General features: G+C 67.7%; 19 protein-coding genes. 14 read left to right on the top strand and 5 right to left on the bottom strand.

The window, feature by feature from the left end; all coding sequences use genetic code 11:
• Window positions 1-16 precede the first annotated feature (16 nt).
• A complete protein-coding gene (locus ABE422_RS16765) occupies window positions 17-2,620 on the bottom strand; it encodes a bifunctional aspartate kinase/diaminopimelate decarboxylase (RefSeq protein ID WP_313217499.1) in 2,604 nt (867 codons plus the stop codon).
• Window positions 2,621-2,825: 205 nt separating this feature from the next.
• Here ABE422_RS16765 and ABE422_RS16760 point away from each other — a divergent pair, with 205 nt between their 5' ends.
• On the top strand, window positions 2,826-3,701 hold the full coding sequence (locus ABE422_RS16760) for a PhzF family phenazine biosynthesis protein (protein ID WP_346463878.1): 876 nt from the start codon (window positions 2,826-2,828) through the stop codon (window positions 3,699-3,701).
• A 16-nt stretch (window positions 3,702-3,717) separates the two neighbouring features.
• Here ABE422_RS16760 and ABE422_RS16755 read toward each other — a convergent pair whose 3' ends face one another.
• On the bottom strand, window positions 3,718-5,391 hold the full coding sequence (locus ABE422_RS16755) for an amidohydrolase (protein ID WP_346483366.1): 1,674 nt from the start codon (window positions 5,389-5,391) through the stop codon (window positions 3,718-3,720).
• An 85-nt stretch (window positions 5,392-5,476) separates the two neighbouring features.
• Window positions 5,477-5,911, bottom strand: a complete 435-nt coding sequence (locus tag ABE422_RS16750; RefSeq protein ID WP_123728599.1) for an OsmC family protein — start codon at window positions 5,909-5,911, stop codon at window positions 5,477-5,479.
• Window positions 5,912-6,275: 364 nt separating this feature from the next.
• On the opposite strand from ABE422_RS16750, the gene ABE422_RS16745 reads away from it, so the two are divergent.
• The 4 genes from ABE422_RS16745 to ABE422_RS16730 all read left to right on the top strand — a co-directional run bounded on the left by ABE422_RS16745 (window position 6,276) and on the right by ABE422_RS16730 (window position 8,529).
• Complete coding sequence (locus ABE422_RS16745; protein WP_019185677.1) at window positions 6,276-6,674, top strand: HU family DNA-binding protein; 399 nt, start codon at window positions 6,276-6,278, stop codon at window positions 6,672-6,674.
• A 225-nt stretch (window positions 6,675-6,899) separates the two neighbouring features.
• Window positions 6,900-7,244 carry a DUF3861 family protein gene (locus tag ABE422_RS16740; protein WP_313217492.1) on the top strand — a complete coding sequence of 115 codons (345 nt, stop codon included), beginning with the start codon at window positions 6,900-6,902 and terminating at the stop codon, window positions 7,242-7,244.
• Between the two features lie 52 nt (window positions 7,245-7,296).
• Window positions 7,297-7,830 (top strand): hypothetical protein, encoded by a 534-nt coding sequence (locus tag ABE422_RS16735; protein ID WP_346483365.1) that lies wholly within the window; start codon window positions 7,297-7,299, stop codon window positions 7,828-7,830.
• Window positions 7,831-7,932: 102 nt separating this feature from the next.
• Complete coding sequence (locus tag ABE422_RS16730; RefSeq protein ID WP_346483364.1) at window positions 7,933-8,529, top strand: DUF1439 domain-containing protein; 597 nt, start codon at window positions 7,933-7,935, stop codon at window positions 8,527-8,529.
• A 39-nt stretch (window positions 8,530-8,568) separates the two neighbouring features.
• On the opposite strand, the gene ABE422_RS16725 is transcribed toward ABE422_RS16730, so the two are convergent.
• Both ABE422_RS16725 and ABE422_RS16720 read right to left on the bottom strand, forming a co-directional pair.
• Complete coding sequence (locus ABE422_RS16725; RefSeq protein WP_313212433.1) at window positions 8,569-9,111, bottom strand: type 1 glutamine amidotransferase domain-containing protein; 543 nt, start codon at window positions 9,109-9,111, stop codon at window positions 8,569-8,571.
• A gap of 121 nt (window positions 9,112-9,232) precedes the next feature.
• Complete coding sequence (locus tag ABE422_RS16720) at window positions 9,233-9,700, bottom strand: SET domain-containing protein-lysine N-methyltransferase (RefSeq protein ID WP_176990804.1); 468 nt, start codon at window positions 9,698-9,700, stop codon at window positions 9,233-9,235.
• A gap of 172 nt (window positions 9,701-9,872) precedes the next feature.
• On the opposite strand from ABE422_RS16720, the gene ABE422_RS16715 reads away from it, so the two are divergent.
• The 9 genes from ABE422_RS16715 to ABE422_RS16675 all read left to right on the top strand — a co-directional run bounded on the left by ABE422_RS16715 (window position 9,873) and on the right by ABE422_RS16675 (window position 16,988).
• The gene (locus ABE422_RS16715) at window positions 9,873-10,325 is read left to right on the top strand and encodes an SUF system Fe-S cluster assembly regulator (RefSeq protein WP_026070170.1); all 453 of its coding nucleotides are present in this window, start codon (window positions 9,873-9,875) and stop codon (window positions 10,323-10,325) included.
• Window positions 10,326-10,338: 13 nt separating this feature from the next.
• A complete protein-coding gene (gene sufB / locus ABE422_RS16710) occupies window positions 10,339-11,814 on the top strand; it encodes a Fe-S cluster assembly protein SufB (RefSeq protein ID WP_259261287.1) in 1,476 nt (491 codons plus the stop codon).
• Window positions 11,811-12,221, top strand: coding sequence for a lysozyme inhibitor LprI family protein (locus ABE422_RS16705; protein ID WP_346483363.1), 411 nt, complete (start codon window positions 11,811-11,813; stop codon window positions 12,219-12,221). Before sufB ends, ABE422_RS16705 begins: the two co-directional genes overlap by 4 nt.
• A gap of 45 nt (window positions 12,222-12,266) precedes the next feature.
• On the top strand, window positions 12,267-13,031 hold the full coding sequence (sufC, locus tag ABE422_RS16700; protein ID WP_088432788.1) for a Fe-S cluster assembly ATPase SufC: 765 nt from the start codon (window positions 12,267-12,269) through the stop codon (window positions 13,029-13,031).
• Window positions 13,031-14,293, top strand: a complete 1,263-nt coding sequence (sufD, locus tag ABE422_RS16695; RefSeq protein WP_313217484.1) for a Fe-S cluster assembly protein SufD — start codon at window positions 13,031-13,033, stop codon at window positions 14,291-14,293. The genes sufC and sufD overlap by 1 nt, the downstream gene beginning before the upstream one ends.
• Window positions 14,290-15,546 carry a cysteine desulfurase gene (locus tag ABE422_RS16690; RefSeq protein WP_346483362.1) on the top strand — a complete coding sequence of 419 codons (1,257 nt, stop codon included), beginning with the start codon at window positions 14,290-14,292 and terminating at the stop codon, window positions 15,544-15,546. Before sufD ends, ABE422_RS16690 begins: the two co-directional genes overlap by 4 nt.
• A gap of 106 nt (window positions 15,547-15,652) precedes the next feature.
• Window positions 15,653-16,189, top strand: a complete 537-nt coding sequence (locus tag ABE422_RS16685) for a GNAT family N-acetyltransferase (RefSeq protein ID WP_346483361.1) — start codon at window positions 15,653-15,655, stop codon at window positions 16,187-16,189.
• Window positions 16,186-16,518, top strand: coding sequence for a non-heme iron oxygenase ferredoxin subunit (locus tag ABE422_RS16680; protein WP_346466299.1), 333 nt, complete (start codon window positions 16,186-16,188; stop codon window positions 16,516-16,518). Before ABE422_RS16685 ends, ABE422_RS16680 begins: the two co-directional genes overlap by 4 nt.
• An 89-nt stretch (window positions 16,519-16,607) precedes the next feature.
• The gene (locus tag ABE422_RS16675; RefSeq protein WP_346483360.1) at window positions 16,608-16,988 is read left to right on the top strand and encodes a hypothetical protein; all 381 of its coding nucleotides are present in this window, start codon (window positions 16,608-16,610) and stop codon (window positions 16,986-16,988) included.
• The last annotated feature ends 36 nt before the right edge of the window (window positions 16,989-17,024 follow it).

The following is a 17,024-nucleotide window of genomic DNA, read 5'->3' as shown; positions in this document are numbered from 1 at the left end:
AGGCGGCAGGCAGCGGTCAAGGACCATCATCGATGACGTCCTCGCGCGGCAGCTCGCGCTGGTTGTAAGTGTTGGCCATGACGTAGCCATACGCGCCGGCGTCGGCGATCAGCATCACATCGTCCGGCGCGGTCGAGGCCGGCAGGCGGCGGCGCTTGCCGAACACATCGCTGGATTCGCAGATCGGGCCGACCACATCGAACATCGCTTCGGAGTAGCCGCTCAGGCGGCTGAGGTTCTCGATGTCATGCCAGGCGTCGTACAGCGCCGGACGCATCAGCGTGTTCATGCCTGCATCCAGGCCGACGCGGCGGATGCCATCCTTCTCCACCACCTGGGTGGCCCGCGCCAGCAGCACGCCGGACTCGGCCACCAGGTAGCGACCCGGTTCGATCGCCAGGCGGAACGCCGGGTGCACGGCCTTCACTTCGGCCAGGCCGATCGCCCAGGCCTCCAGATCGAACGGCTCGTCGTCGGCGCTGTACGGGATCGGCAGGCCACCGCCGATATCGATGGTCTCGATGCTGCCGATGCGGCGGGCGAACCCAGCCAGTTCATCGCACATCAGCCGCCAGTGCTGCGCGGTTTCCACGCCGCTGCCCAGGTGCGCATGCAGGCCGACCACGCGGGTGCCCAGCTCGCCGGCAATGCGCACGAACTCATCCACGCGGGCGATCGGCAGGCCGAACTTGGAGTCCTTGCCGCCGGTGCGGACCTTGGCATGGTGGCCTTCGCCACGGCCCAGGTCCACGCGCAGCCACAGCTCGCGGTTGCTGAACAGTTCCGGCCAGCGCTGCAGGGCTTCCACGTTGTCCAGGGTAACGGTCACGCCCAGCGCGAACGCGGCATCGTACTCGGCATGCGGCGCGAAGCTGGGGGTGAACAGCACGCGCTTGGGCGACAGCGTCGGCAGCGTGTTGAACACGTGCTTGAGCTCGCCGTGCGACACGCACTCCAGGCCGAAGCCTTCCTGCTCCAGCACCTCCAGGATGGCCGGGTGCGAGTTGGCCTTGATCGCGTAGTAGCGCTGGTCGATCGCCTTGATCGCGTTCAGCGCGCGCGCACGCGCCCGTACCGTCGGCAGGTTGTAGACGTAGCGCGGCGTACCGGCCTGGGCAAGCGTCAGCAGGTGCTCGCGCTGGCCCCGCCACCAGGCGGTTTCGCGCGGGCGGATGGTGCCGGCGATTTCGCGCCAGCGCGGGCCGAACACTTCGCCCTCTTCCACCGGCATCGCGCCGCTGTCGATCAGCTCGGCGTGCAGGATCGGCAGCAGGCCGTCCGCATCCGCTTCGTCGATGACGAAGGTCAGGTTCAAGTCGTTGGAAGACTGCGAAATCATGTGCACGCGTTCGCGGCCGAAGGTGGCCCACACGTCCGAGAGCTTGTGCAGCATCGAGCGCATGCCGCGGCCGACCAGAGTGATCGCCGCGCACGGCACGATGATCTTGACCTTGCAGATCTGCGACAGATCGGCCGACAGCGCGGCCAGCACATCGGTGCTGACCAGGTTTTCGGACGGGTCCAGCGAGACGGTCACGTTGGTTTCGGCCGAACCGATCAGGTCCACGGAGAGGCCATGCTTCTTGAACAGCCCGAACACGTCGGCCAGGAAGCCGACCTGCTGCCACATGCCGATGCCTTCCATCGAGACCAGCACGATGCCGTTGCGGCGGCTGATCGCCTTTACGCCCGGCACCGCCGCGGCATTGCCGTCGATGCTGGTGCCCGGCAGCTCGGGGCGCTCGGTATCCAGGATCGCCATCGGCACGCCGGCATCGCGGCACGGCTTGATCGAACGCGGGTGCAGCACCTTGGCGCCGGTCGTCGCGATTTCCTGTGCTTCGTAATAGTCCAATCGGGTCAGCAGGCGCGCGTCAGGCACGTCCTTCGGGTTGGCGCTGAACATGCCCGGCACATCCGTCCAGATCTCCACGCGGCTGGCACCGAGCAGCGCGCCGAAGTACGCCGCCGAGGTATCCGAACCACCGCGACCGAGGATGGCGGTGCCGCCATCGGCATGGCGGGAGATGAAGCCCTGGGTGATCAGCATGCGGGTCGGCTGGGCGCGGAAACGCGTGGCCCAATCGGCCTCGGCACGCCACTGACAGTTCACCGACAGGCGCTGCGACCACTCGCTCTGGCTGGGCTGCGGCGGCAGTGCATCGAGCCACTCGCGCGCGTCCATCCAGCCGAAATCCAGGCCACTGGCGCGCAGGTAGGCCGCACCGACGGTGGAGGACAGCAGTTCGCCCTGGCCCAGCACCTCGGCCTGCCACTCCAGCGGCCGACCAGCGGCACGCGGATCGTCCAGCAGCCCGGCCAGCGCGTCCAGACGCACGTCCAGCGCGGTGGCGTCCAGCTCCAGCTCGGTCAGGAATTCGCGGTGGCGCGCGACCAGCGCGGCGATACGGTCGCGGCTGTCGGCGGCGCCATCGGCGATCGCGGTGAGTTCATTGGTCACCCCGGACAGCGCCGATACCACCACCAGCACGCGCGAGCCCGTTTCTTCCGCCCGTTTTTTCGCCAGTTTGCCGATGGTGTCCCAGCGGTGACGACGCGACACGGAGGTGCCGCCGAACTTCAGTACGATCCAGCGATCGACAAGGGGGGAAGCTGACATGGAGGTGGAGGTTTGGGTAGTGAGGGGGATCGCCCGGCACGCCGGGCCGAACCCCCGATTCTATGCCAAGCCTGCCCGTTGCAGGGCCAGGGCGGCCCAGGTCGGGTGGATTTGTCCCCGGACCGGTGCGCAGGCCGCCACACAGGGCCCGGAACACGGCCCCGGTTGGTAAGCTGCCCGCCCGTTTTTCGTTGAGCGCCCCGCCATGACCTCCCGTCGTTTCCTGCAGCTGGATGTGTTCTCGCCCTACCCCGGCGCCGGCAACCCGCTGGCCGTCGTGCTCGATGCACAGGGCCTGGACGAGACGGCGATGCAGGCCATCGCCCGCTGGACCCGGCTGCCGGAGACCACCTTCGTGTTCCCGCCTGCAGCCCCGGGCGCGAGCTACGGCATCCGCATGTTCAGCCCGCAGAAGGAAGTCCCGTTCGCCGGCCACCCCAGCGTGGGCACCGCGCATGCCGTGCTGGAGCTGGGCGTGGCCGCACCGGTCGAGGGCATGCTGGTCCAGGACGGCATCGCCGGGGCCCTGCCGCTACGCGTGGACGGCAGCGGTGAGGCCCGCACCATCGCGATCCGTACCCCGCGCGCCGCGGTGGCCGAAGTGACCACGGCCGCCGACCCGCGCCTGCAGGCCGCGCTGGCGGGCTGGCCGCTGGGCCATCTGCCGCCGGCGCGCATGGCCGGTGGCCGCAGCTGGTGGGTGGTCGAACTCGCTGACGAGGCCGCCCTGCGCGCGCTCACCCCGGATTGGCATGCCGTGGCGACCTTGGCCGAGGCCACCGACAGCATGGGGGTCTTCGCCTATGCACGCAGCCAGGGCCAGGCGTGGGATCTTGCGGTGCGTGCGTTCGTCGGCAACGGTCGCCGCTTTGAAGATGCCGCCTCCGGTGCGGCCAATGCGGTGCTGGCTGCGTGGCTGGACAGCCGCGACGCGCTGCCTGGCACCGCGCACGGCTATGTGGTCAGCCAGGGTCGCGAAGTGGGCCACGATGCGCGCCTGACCCTGCGCATCGATGACCATGGCGATGTCTGGTCCGGCGGCCAGGTGCAGACCGTCATCCGCGGCACGCTGGACTGGTGATCCCGGCGGCGGCGCGTCAACGCGCCGCGTCGTACACCGGTGCGCCATCGACCCAGGTCGAGCGCACCTGCAGGTCCGCCAGTTCGGTAGGCGCGATGCTGAGCGGATCGCGATCGAGCACGACGAAATCCGCGCGCAGGCCGGGCTGCAACCGGCCGACCTGGGCCTCGTCATGGCCTGCCCACGCGGCGTCGGCAGTGAACCCCCGCAGCGCTTCGGCCGCGGTCAGGCGCTGATCGGGCTGCCAGCCCGCCGGCGGTTGGCCGGCACGGTCCTGGCGGGTGACCGCGGCATACAGGCCCAGGCGGGGATCCACCTGTTCCACCGGGAAATCCGAACCAAGCGCAAGACGGGCACCGGAGCCCAGCATCCGCCGCCACGCATAGGCCCCGAGGATGCGCTCGGGACCGACCCGATCCTGCGCCCAGCCCATGTCCGAGGTGGCGTGGGCAGGTTGCATCGAGGCGATCACGCCGAGGTGGGCAAAGCGCGGAATGTCCTCCAGCGCCACCACCTGCGCATGCTCGATCCGCCAGCGATGGTCGCTGCCACGGCGCTCGCCCAGCACCCTGGCATAGGTATCCAGTGCGATCCGGTTGCCACGATCCCCGATCGCATGGGTGGCGACCTGGACATGACAGCTATCGGCTTTGCGCACCGCCGTTTCGAAATCGGCCGGCGAGGTCACCAGCAGCCCACGGTTGTGCGGATCGTCGCTGTAATCGGCCAGCAGCGCGGCACCGCGGCTGCCCAGCGCGCCGTCCATGAAGAGCTTGACCCCGCGCATTTCCAGGCGGCCACCGGCATGCTGGTACGCGCCCTGCGCACACAGATCCGCGAGGGCATCGCCATTGCCATCGGCATACGCATCGATGCGCAGCGGCAGCGCGCCGGCATCGGCGAAGCGGCGCATCAGGGCCAGATCGGCGCGCGATACGCCCATGTCGTGCACACCGGTCAGGCCTTGGCTGACCGCTTTATCCAGTGCGCGGGTCAGCATCTGCTCGCGGGCGGCGTCGCTGGGCGTTGGGATCGCCGCCTGCACCAGGCTCATCGCTTCATCGATGAACACCCCGCTCGGCTGCCCCTTGGCATCGCGCACGATGCGCCCACCGGCCGGCTGCCAGTTGCCCTTCAACGCGCGTTGGCCCGGCTGCCGTGCGACCGCGCGCAGTGCCGCACTGTTGCCCCAGCCCGCGTGACCATCGATGCGACCCAGCCAGACCGGCCGGTCCGGGAACGCCGCGTCGAGATCGGCCACCGTCGGGAACCGTTTGTCCGGCCACCGGTTCTGGTCCCAGCCGCTGCCCAGCAGCCAGCCCTCGGGATTGTCGGCCGCAAAGCGCTGCAGGCGCGCCACGATGTCCTGGGTGCCGGCCGCGCCGGTCAGGTCGGCCTGCATCAGGGTGCCGCCCAGGAACATCAGGTGTGCATGCGCATCGATCAGCCCCGGGATCACGGTGGCGTGGCCGACGTCGGTCAGCGCTGCCAGCGGATACAGCGTCAACAGTGCCTGGCGATCACCGACGGCGAGCACGCGCCCGGTGCCGGTATCCCACGCCAGCGCTGTGGCGGCGGGCGCGTCGGGATCCCCGGTATGGATGGTCGCGGCGGTCAGCAGGCGCACATCGGCCTGCGCGGTGCCGGCCAGCAGGCAGGCCATCAGGGCCGCAAGAGCGGTCGGACGCATGCAGATACCCCACAACAGGAAAGCGGCGACTATGCGGCCGCCGCTTTCCCATCACAATCTGCTGTGCACCAATGGCGGGCGCGGATCAGCCGGCCAACTCGGCCTCAAGGCTGATCGGTACCGCACTCAGCGCCTTGGACACCGGACAGTTCTGCTTGGCGTCATCGGCGATGGCACGGAACTGGGTGGCCTCGATGTTCGGCACTACGGCCTTCACCTTCAACGTGATCTGCGACAGCTGGGGCCCCCCCTCCATCGAGAGGTCCACCTTGGCTTCGGTATCCAGCGAGGTCGGCACGAAACCGGCCTCGGTGAGCTTGGCCGACAGCGCCATCGTGAAGCAGCCGGCGTGTGCGGCGGCGATCAGTTCTTCCGGGTTGGTGCCCTTCTCATCACCGAAGCGGCTGCTGAAGGCATAGCGGGTTTTGTCCATCAAGCCGCTCTGGGGCGTGCTCAATTGTCCCTTGCCTGTCTTGAGGTCACCTTCCCAATGCGCGGTGGCATGACGCGAAATACCCATCGTTGATCTCCTGCGGGATGAATGGCCAAGCCAGCCTAGACCGCCCCGCGTTAGCACCGTGTCTGGCCGCCGTCAGCGCCACGGCAGGCGGCGCTCCCAGCTGAATCGGCCATCAAGATCGATGCTGTTTTCAAGTAGTTTTCGTGCGACAGTCGGGGTGCGACGGTCCATGACCGATGGCCTCCGCCGCGAGGGCGGACCCTGTTTTTTGGCTATGACCTGATGCACTGCGGTAACGAAGGGCGTGGAAATCACCAATTTTTATGCGTTTGCCTATTGGCGGCGCCCCATAGTTGCCCTACATTTCGCTTGCCGACGGGGTTCGGCGCGACCAAACAACCAACCGTTCACGGAACAGGAAACCATGGCAAAGACCGCTAAGAAGGCTGCCCCGAAGAAGGCAGTAAAGAAAGTCGCTACGAAGGCAGCCGCGAAGCCGGCCGCTCCCAAGCCGATCAAGGAAGTGCTGAGCAAGTCTGGTCTGGTTGCACACATCGTTGAAGCGTCCGGCGTTGTCGCCAAGGACGTGCGCGCCGTGCTCGCCTCGCTGGAAGGCGCCGTCGCCGCTTCGGTGCACAAGAAGGGCGCGGGCAGCTTCACCCTGCCGGGCCTGCTGAAGATCTCCACCGTCAGCGTGCCGGCCAAGCCGAAGCGCAAGGGCATCAACCCGTTCACCAAGGAAGAGCAGTGGTTCGCCGCCAAGCCGGCGTCCACCAAGCTGAAGGTGCGTCCGCTCAAGAAGCTCAAGGATGCCGCGCTCTAATCTGCGCGCTTCCTGCAGCACCCGGACGGGACGGCATATGCCGTCCCGTTTTTTTTGGTGACGCGCGCGCAGCGAAACACAGCGTTGCCAGAGACGTGTGCGGCGCCCACGTGGCGCGAAGATGCCTGTCCTGCCGCGATCCACGGCATCGCAGAACCGAGCGGAACGCACAGGGTGGAACACTGCGTGCGACCGCGCCTGTCGCCGCGGCACACATCGCAGCCTATGGTGGCCTTGTCCCCCACCGCGCAGGCAGCCATGGCCAGCTCTTCTTCCCAGCGTTACCGCATCACCGTCACCCCGATCGAAAAGGACGGCCTGCAGTGCAGCGGGCGCTGCACCATCGAGCTGGAGCATCGTGCGCAGCAGGATTGGATGCGCCTGCTGGAAATCGCGCGGCGCAACACCGGGCTCAGCGGTGACGAACGTGCCGCGGCCATCGTGGCCACCCAGCTGCTGCGCGATCTCGCCCAGCGCCACGCCGAGGAACCCAGCCACCCGCTCACCGTGCTGCAACCGCAGCTGGATGAGGTGCTCGCCGCGCTGGAGTCGATCCAGGGCGCGCCCTGAGCCAAGCGCCTGGCGTGGCGCTACACTCGGCGCTCTCCGGGGAGAGTCCTGCATGCGCCGCGCCGTCCTGTTGCTTCCGTTGCTGTTCCTGCACGGCTGCTCCTGCCAGCAGCAGCCGCCCCTGACCGAGTCAGCTGCGGCGCGCGAAGGCGCAGCGCACGCCGATGACGTGCCACAGCACAGTGCACCGACGCCCCCACCCACCGCCGCGGCACCGACCCCACTCAGCGCAGTGGCCGCGGACGCACTGGATGAGCCCTCGCTGGTGCATCGCTATCTGAGTGCATTGGGGCAGGGCGACGTCGCCACCGCCGACGCACAGTGGACCGGCGGCGGCCCGGGCGGCCACCCGGACGATGCCGCTCTTCGCGCATTGCCCGACTTCCGCGGGCTGCGCATCAAGACCAGCGCCCCGATCGCACGGGACACCGCCGAGCCCTCCCGGCTGCGCGAAGTGCCGGTCCAGATCCGGGTCAGCACCGGGACCAGCACGCTGCGTTTCGAGGGCTGGTATCGGCTGCAGCCTCGCCCGGATGGGAGCGGGTGGGAGATCCACGGCGCCTCGATCCAGCCGGTACTGAACTGACTGCATCGGCAGGGTGCACCGGCGCATCCTGACCGCGCACGTCAAAGCTGGATTCAGCCACGCGCGCTATTGTTGGCATCTCATTCCCCACGGCCTGCCGCCATGAACGTTCGCCCGCTGTTGTCCCGCCTCGCCGCCTGCACCGTGCTGCTGGCCGCCGCCATCGGCGCGCAGGCCGCGCCCAGCGTCTCCGGCCGCCAGTTGTCGGTCGGCGCCGCCGATGTGCAGCAGTACCTCGATGGCAGCTTCCCGCGCACGCAGAATGCGCTGGGGGGCCTGATCGCAATGACGGTGAGCCATCCGCAGCTGACCCTTCCGCAGGGCAGCCGGCTGGACCTGGGCTTCGATGTCGCCATGGCGACCGCCGGCGGCAACCCGGCGCCGCTGGGCAAAGTGAAGCTGAGCAGCGGCCTGCGCTATGACGCGCAGACCCAGGGCTTCCACCTGCAGGAGCCGACGGTCGACGATTTCACCCCGGCCAACAACGGCGGCAAGCTGGATTCGCGTACGCGCGGCCTGCTCAATGCCTGGCTCACCGATTACGCCCAGCGCGAGCCGATCTACAAGATCGACCCGAGCGTGGCCGCGGTGCTCGGCACGCTGCAGGTGCAGTCGGCGCAGGTGGAGAACGGCAAGCTGGTGGTCACCTTCAACCAGGATCTCGGCGCGCTGGTGCCGGCCGGGCTGCTCAGCAACTAACGCGATGGTGGGCACCGACCTGGGTCGGTGCCCACACGATCAACCGGCCAACGCCTTGGCCACCGCATCGGCGAAGGCGGGAATATCACCCGGCTTGCGGCTGGTGATCAGGCCACCATCCACCACCACTTCGGCATCGGTCCACTCCGCACCGGCATTGCCCAGATCGGTTTTCAGCGACGGCCACGAGGTCACCTTGCGGCCCTTGGCCAGGCCAGACTCGACCAGCAGCCACGGGCCGTGGCAGATCGCGGCCACCGGCTTGCCCGCCCCACCGAAGGCCTTGATCAGCGCGACCGCATCGGTGTCGATGCGCAGTTTGTCGGGATTGATCACGCCGCCGGGCAGAACCAGCGCGTCGTAATCGTCGGCCTTGGCGCCTTTCAGCGGTGCATCGACCGTGACCTCCTCGCCCCAGTCCTTGTCTTTCCAGCCGCGGATCGTGCGGGCGTCACCCGGGGCGATCACCTTGACCGAAGCGCCCCAGGATTCCAGCAGGCGCTTGGGTTCCTGCAGCTCGGACTGTTCGAAGCCATCGGTGGCGAGGATCGCGATGTGCTTGCCGTTGAGTACGTGTGCCATGGAGCGGCTCCAGTAAGTAGGAGCGCTCAGTGTGGCCACGGCCGCATTGGGCGGCGGTGACCACGATGTGCACATCGTGTCGGGACAGCCACCGGCCCACGGCCGGTGGCGACCGGAGGGATCAGCGCTTGGGCTGCAGCATCGTGCCGGTGCACTTCTTCGACCCGCAGCGGCATTCCCAGATCTTCTTCAGGCGCGCGGTGTGACGCTCGGCCAGGGTGATGCCGTAGTTGTAGGTCAATTCATCGCCCGGCTTGATGTCCTTGATCGCCTCGATGAACACCTTGTCCTCGCGGCGGTTGTCACCCTCGGCTTCCTCGATCACCGCTTCGCAGTTCGGATCACAGCTGTGGTTGAGCCAGCGCGCGTCGTTGCCCTTGTAGTTCGCATCGATGACGTAGTCGTCGTTGAGGGTGAACAGGAAGGTATGACCGCTCTCCACATCCCCGGTGTCGTCGGCATCCACGTCGGCGTGGCTGCGCAGCAGACCCTTGTACTGGATGACCCGCTCGCCCTTCTTGATCGGCGCCAGCGCGAACACGCCATTGCCATGGATGGTGGACTTGCGGGCCTGGATCTTCTTGGGCATCTGGCTGACCGTTGCGGTGGGAAGCCCCGATTCTCGCTTAATCTTTGTGATTGCCAAAGCGATGCGGTTCAATACGCGCCCAGGGCCGCCCTGCGGGCGCCTGAACGGGCGGGTTGGATGCCGCCGGAGAAAAGCGTACAATTTCAGTCCGCTTTATGGTTCTGCACCCCACATGCTCCGCGTCACCAAGCTCACCGATTACGCCACCGTCGTGCTGACCGTGCTCGCTGCCCGCCCGGGCGAGGTGCTCAGTGCCACTGAACTGGCCGAGTTCGCCCGTCTGGAACCGCCCACCGTCAGCAAGCTGCTCAAGCCGCTGGCCCAGGCCGGTCTGGTCGAAGGCCTGCGCGGCGTCCGTGGCGGCTACCGGCTGACCCGCGCGGCAGACCAGATCACGCTGTTCGAGATCGTGGAAGCCATGGAAGGGCCGCTGGGCCTGACCGAGTGCGCCCACGACCACAGCCAGTGCGGCCGCGAGCTGCAGTGTGGCGCGCGCAGCAGCTGGCGGATGATCAACGACGTGGTGTCCGAAGCGCTGCGCGCGGTCACCCTGGCGCAGATCCTGCCCCCTCTTCCCCTTGTTGACGCCCACCGCCGCGCGATCGCGGCGGATGTCGTCTCCTGATCAGGCAGCCCCCATGGCCACCGATACCCTCGATACCGTCGCCACCGGCGATACCCCCAACCGCGAGATCCATGAGCAGCTCGGCCGCAAGTATTCGGCGGGCTTCATCACGGACATCGAATCGGACTCGTTGCCGCCCGGCCTGGACGAGGACACCATCCGTGCCCTGTCGGCCAAGAAGGACGAGCCGGAGTGGATGACGCAGTGGCGGCTGGACGCCTACCGCCACTTCCTGACCATGCCGATGCCGGACTGGGCCAAGCTGCAGATCGCGCAGATCGACCTGCAGGCGCTGAGCTATTACTCCGCGCCGAAGGGCCCGAAGTACGCCTCGCTGGACGATGTGCCCAAGGAGCTGCTGGACACCTACGACAAGCTCGGCGTGCCGCTGCATGAGCGCGCCAAGCTGGCCGGCGTGGCCGTGGATGCGGTGTTCGATTCGGTTTCGGTCGGCACCACGTTCCGCAAGGAACTGGCCGAGAAGGGCGTGATCTTCTGCTCGATGTCCGAAGCGATCAAGGAACACCCGGAACTGGTCAAGCAGTACCTGGGGACCGTGGTGCCGGTCGGCGACAACTACTTCGCCGCGCTCAACTCGGCGGTGTTCTCCGACGGCAGCTTCGTGTTCATCCCCAAGGGCGTGCGTTGCCCGATGGAACTGAGCACCTACTTCCGCATCAACGCCGGCCACACCGGCCAGTTCGAGCGCACGCTGATCATCTGCGAAGACAAGGCGTACGTGTCCTACCTGGAAGGCTGCACCGCGCCGATGCGCGATGAGAACCAGCTGCATGCCGCGGTGGTCGAGCTGGTCGCGCTGGAAGACGCCGAGATCAAGTACTCCACGGTGCAGAACTGGTACCCGGGCGACGAGAACGGCGTGGGCGGCATCTACAACTTCGTCACCAAGCGTGCCGAGTGCCGTGGTGCGCGCAGCAAGGTCACCTGGACCCAGGTCGAGACCGGCTCGGCGATCACCTGGAAGTATCCGTCGTGCGTGCTGCTTGGCGATGATTCGGTCGGCGAGTTCCACTCGGTCGCGCTGACCCACCATCGTCAGCAGGCCGACACCGGTACCAAGATGATCCACATCGGCAAGCGCACCAAGAGCAAGATCGTCAGCAAGGGCATCAGCGCCGGCCATGGCCAGAACACCTACCGTGGCCTGGTGAAGATCGATCGCGGCGCCGAAGGCGCGCGCAATTACACCCAGTGCGATTCGCTGCTGATCGGCAAGAAGTCCGGCGCGCATACCTTCCCCTACATCGAGGTGAAGAACCCCAGCGCGACGGTCGAACACGAAGCGACCACCTCCAAGATCTCCGACGACCAGCTGTTCTATTGCCGCGCCCGTGGCATCGACCAGGAAAACGCGGTCTCGATGATCGTCGACGGCTTCTGCAAGCAGGTCTTCCGCGAGCTGCCGATGGAGTTCGCCGTGGAAGCCAAGAAGCTGCTGGAAGTCAGCCTGGAAGGCTCGGTCGGATGATCCGTGCCCTGATCAGCCTGGGTCTGCTGCTGGGCGCGGTGGCGCCGGTGGCCGCGCAGGACGTGCAATGCGATCCGGGTGGCAACCAGCTCGAGCTCAATGCCTGCGCCGACAACGCGCTCAAGCAGGCCGATGCCGAGCTGAACGCGGTGTACCGTCAGATCGTGGCCAAGCTGGCCGGCGAGCCGGTCGCACTGGCAAAGATGAAAGCAGCGCAGCGCCTGTGGGTCCAGCTGCGCGACGCCGATCTGGACGCGCGCTACCCGGTGGGCGATGACGAGAACCCGCGCCTGCTGTACGGCTCGATGTATCCGATGCTGTATTCCGGCGCCAAGGCGGCCTTGACCACCACGCGGGTCACTTACCTGCGCAACGAATTCCTCGAGCGCAGCGAATACGACCTCTGAGTCGCGCTGCCTCCAGTTCCCCTATCTGACAAGACGATTATCGACATGTTGAAGATCGACAACCTCCACGCACGCATTGGCGAAAAAGAGATTCTCAAGGGCCTCTCGCTCGACGTGAAGCCCGGCCAGGTGCACGCCATCATGGGCCCCAACGGCGCCGGCAAGTCCACCCTGGGCAACGTCCTGGCCGGCCGCGACGGCTATGACGTGAGCGAAGGCAGCGTGCAGTTCGAAGGCCGTGACCTGCTCGAGCTGGCGCCGGAAGAACGCGCCGCCGCCGGCCTGTTCCTGGCCTTCCAGTATCCGGTGGAAATCCCCGGCGTGAACAACACCTACTTCCTGCGCGCGGCGCTCAACGCCCAGCGCAAGGCGCGCGGCGAGGAAGAGCTGGATTCGATGCAGTTCCTCAAGCTGGTCCGCCAGAAGCTGGCCGTGCTGCACCTGAAGGACGAGCTGCTGCACCGCGGCGTCAACGAAGGCTTCTCCGGTGGCGAGAAGAAGCGCAACGAGATCTTCCAGCTGGCCGTGCTCGAGCCGAAGCTTGCGATCCTAGATGAAACCGACTCCGGCCTGGATATCGACGCGCTCAAGAGCGTGGCCGACGGCGTCAACGCGCTGCGTTCGCCGGACCGCTCCTTCATCGTGATCACCCATTACCAGCGCCTGCTCGATTACATCAAGCCGGACGTGGTGCACGTGCTGGCCGACGGCAAGATCGTGCAGAGCGGCGGCCCGGAACTGGCCCTGGAACTGGAAGCCCATGGCTACCACTTCCTGAAGGACCGCGTGGTGCCGGAGGCAGCGGTCTGATGAGCGCCCTGCTCGATTCCCTCGCCAGCGGCTTCTGCGGCAGCGATGCACGTCGCGCCGAGCTGGATGCCGCCCTGCAGGCCGGCCTGCCCGGCCCGCGCACCGAAGCCTGGAAATACACCTCCCTGCGCCAGCTGGAGCGTCGCAGCTTCCAGCCCGCCCCGCTCGCCCCGGCCGTGGTCGATGCCGCCCTGCTGGCCGACATTCCGTCGCCGCGGCTGGTGTTCGTCAATGGTCGCCCGTCCGGCGCGCTGAGCGATGTCGCCGCGGTGCCGGCCGGTGTGCAGCTGGCGACCCTGTCGTCGGCGCTGGCCGCGGGCGATGAAGCCGCTCGCTTCCTCGGCCGCCGCTTCGAGCGCAGCGAGGAAGTGTTCGCCCGCCTCAACGCCGCGCTCGCCGATGAAGGCGTGCTGCTGCGCGTGGAAGCCGGCGTGCAGGTCGAGACGCCGCTGCAGCTGGTCTTCATCAGCGTGGCTGGCGAGACCGATCTGTCCTGGCACCACCGCCACCTGATCGAACTTCGCGCTGGCGCTGCGCTGGGCGTGGTCGAGCACCACCTGCATGTCGGTGATGCCGCGCACCTGGACAACACCCTCGTGCACGTCCACCTGGCACAGGATGCCGTGCTCTCGCACGCCCGTGTGCAGGCCGACGCCACCCGCGCCACCTCGCTGCTGCGCACCGACGCCGTGCTGGCCCGCAACGCGCAGTACCGTCGTGTCGATCTGGAACTGGGCGCCGCGCTGAGCCGCCATGAGCTCAACGTCCGCCTGGAAGGCGACAACGCCCAGCTGACCGCCAACGGCGTGCTGCTCGGCAACGGCCGCCGCCATGTCGATACCCGCCTGGGCATCGAGCACATCGCACGCGATACCGCCTCGGAAATGGTCTGGCGTGGTGTGGCGGCCAACCGCAGCCGCGTGGTCTTCCACGGTGGCATCCACATCCGCGAAGGCGCCGATGGCACCGACGCCAACCTGTCCAACAAGAACCTGCTGCTGTCGGCCGATGCCGAGATCGATACCCAGCCCACGCTGGTGATCGACGCCGACGAAGTGAAGGCCGCCCATGGTGCTACGGTCGGCCAGCTCGATGCGAATGCGCTGTTCTACCTGCGCTCGCGCGGCCTGCCGGCCGATCGCGCGCAGCAGCTGCTGAGCGCGGCGTTCTGCCATGAACCGTTGAACGCGCTCGACGCACGCCTGACCGAGCAGCTCACCGCCCAGCTCACCCGTGCACTGGCCCTGGCGGGCGTGGCATGAACCTGTCCACGCCGCGCCCGGTCGCCGATACCGGCGCCGCGCCCGATTGGGACCGCGTGCGACTGGACTTCCCGCTGTTGATGCGCGAAGTGCACGGCAAGCCGCTGGTGTACTTCGACAACGCCAACACCGGCCAGAAGCCGGTGCAGGTGATCGGCGCGCTGGACGAGTTCTACCGCCGCTACAACGCCAACGTCAGCCGTGCGGTGCATGCGCTCGGCACCGAGGCGACCGATGCCTACGAAGGCGCACGCAACAAGCTGGCACGCTTCCTCAATGTGCGCGCCAGCGAGCTCGTGCTGTGCAGCGGCACCACCTTCGCGATCAACTTGGTCGCCTATTCGTGGGCACTGCCGCGGCTGAAGGCCGGCGATGTCATCCTGGTCTCGCGCATGGAACACCACGCCAACATCGTGCCCTGGCAGCTGGTCGCCCAGCGCACCGGCGCGACGATCCGCGTGGCCGAGATCACCCCGGAGGGTGCCCTGGATCTGGACGCACTGCGTGCGGCGATGACCCCCGAGGTCAAGCTGCTCGCCGTTGCCCATGTGTCCAATGTGCTGGGCACGGTCAATCCGGTCCGCGAGATCTGCCGCGAGGCCCGCAAGCGCGGCATCATCACCGTGGTGGACGGCTCGCAGGCCGCACCGCACCGCAAGGTCGACATCCCCGCGATCGGCTGCGACTTCTATGCCATCACCGGGCACAAGATGTGCGGCCCGACCGGCACCGGCGCGCTGTGGGCCAAACGCGAACACCTGGACGCCATGCCGCCGTTCATTGGTGGCGGCGAGATGATCAAGGAAGTGAGCTTCGAGGGCACCGTGTTCAACGATGCCCCGCACAAGTTCGAAGCCGGCACCCCGAACATCGCCGGTTTCATCGGCCTGGGCGTGGCGGTGGACTACCTCGAATCGCTCGGCCTGGACCACGTGGAAGCACGCGAAACCGAGCTGCTGGCGCACTTCAACGAAGAACTGGGCAAGATCGACGGCCTGCGCATCTTCGGCACCACGCCGGACAAGGCGGCGGTGGTCTCCTTCCTGGTGGAGGGCGCGCATTCGCACGACCTGGCCACCCTGCTGGATCTGGAAGGTGTTGCCGTGCGCTCGGGCCAGCACTGCGCGCACCCGCTGCTGCAGTATTACGGCGTCGCCGCGACCTGCCGCGCCTCGCTGGCGTTCTACAACACGCATGACGAGATCGAGCGCTTCATCGTGGCGCTGAACAAGGTGCGCAAGCTGCTGGGCTGAGCCCGCCTCGTCTGTGCCCCCCTGGAACGCCGTGGCCTGCCACGGCGTTTTTCGTTGCCCGCCCCGGTCGTTTCCGTCCGGGCCCCGGCCAGCCTAAAATGGCGGCATGAGCACCCTGACCTACCGCGCCGCCACGCTGGCCGACATCCCCGCCCTCGTCACCCTTGTCACCTCCGCCTACCGGGGCGATGCCAGCCGCGCCGGCTGGACCACCGAGGCTGACCTCCTCGATGGCGCCCGCATCGACCCGCAGGGTCTTCAGGCCGACATCGAGCGCCCGCGCAGCACCATCCTGCTGGCCGAGCGCGAGGGCCAGCTGCTGGCCTGCGCACATATCGCCGATGACCAGGGCAAGGGCTACTTCGGCATGTTCTCGGTGGACCCGACCCAGCAGGGCGGCGGCGTCGGCAAGCAGGTGATGCTGGCCGCCGAAGCCCACGCCGCGCGCGAGTGGGGCGTGCCGGTCATGCAGATGACGGTGATCGACATCCGCGACGAACTGATCGCCTTCTACGAGCGCCGCGGCTACCAGCGCACCGGCATCAAGAAGCCCTTCCCGTATGGCGATGAACGCTTCGGCATCCCCAAGCGCGACGACCTGCGCTTCGAGATCCTGGAAAAGCCGCTGGCGGTGCCGGCGTGAGCGACACCTGGACCTTCGTCTGCGCCAGCGCCGAGCTGCTGCCGGGCGAGATGAAGAGCACCTTTGATGAAGTGACCGGCACGCCGATCGTGGTGTTCAACCTGGACGGCGAGCTGTACGCGCTGGAAGACCAGTGCACCCACGACGAGTTCGAGCTGTCCTCGGGCACCTTTGATATCGGCGAGGCCAGCATCGAGTGCGTCCTGCACGGGGCCCGCTTCGATATCCGCGACGGCGCCGCGCTGTGCGCCCCCGCCTACTCGCCGGTCGCGAAGTTCCCGGTCAAGCGGGAACACGACGCGGTCTGGGCCCGCGACGACCGCGACTGAGCCGGGCTGAACGGCGGCTTTTTGAAAACGCGAATTATTCCTATTACGATAGGCATTGCGGCCAGCCGGTCGCGCCCGTCCGGTAGCCCGTGTCCGCCCACCGCTCTCTTCTTGGCGCTCTTGCCCTGTGGGCCACGCTCTGCGTGGTGCTGCTGGCGTGCCGCGGGCTGAGCGGACCCCAGCGCAGCGCTGAGCCAGGCAAGGCGCCGGCACGGACCTCGCTGGCCTGGGACATCTCGCCGACGGCGACCGCCCCGGCCATGCCCGTGCCCGAGCTCCCGGCGGCAGAGCCCCCGTCGGCCGCCGAGTCCGGCCCCGATCCCGAACTCGGCCATGTCGGCGTGCCCCTGCGTCAGCGGCGCACCGCCTGGACGACCCTGGTCCCGCTGTGGCCGTCCGATGCGCTGCGGCGGCAGCGGCTGGAACCTTCGCTGCGGCTCAATCCCGGCCACGCGCCTCCCCACGCCTGATCCCTGCCCCACGCACCGCGTGGGGCGTGCCGTGCC

The sequence above is a fragment of the Stenotrophomonas sp. TWI1151 genome (assembly GCF_039673135.1).
GTDB lineage: Bacteria > Pseudomonadota > Gammaproteobacteria > Xanthomonadales > Xanthomonadaceae > Stenotrophomonas.
Note: the sequence above shows the minus strand (reverse complement) of the source record. Positions and strands in the feature narration are given on the sequence as shown.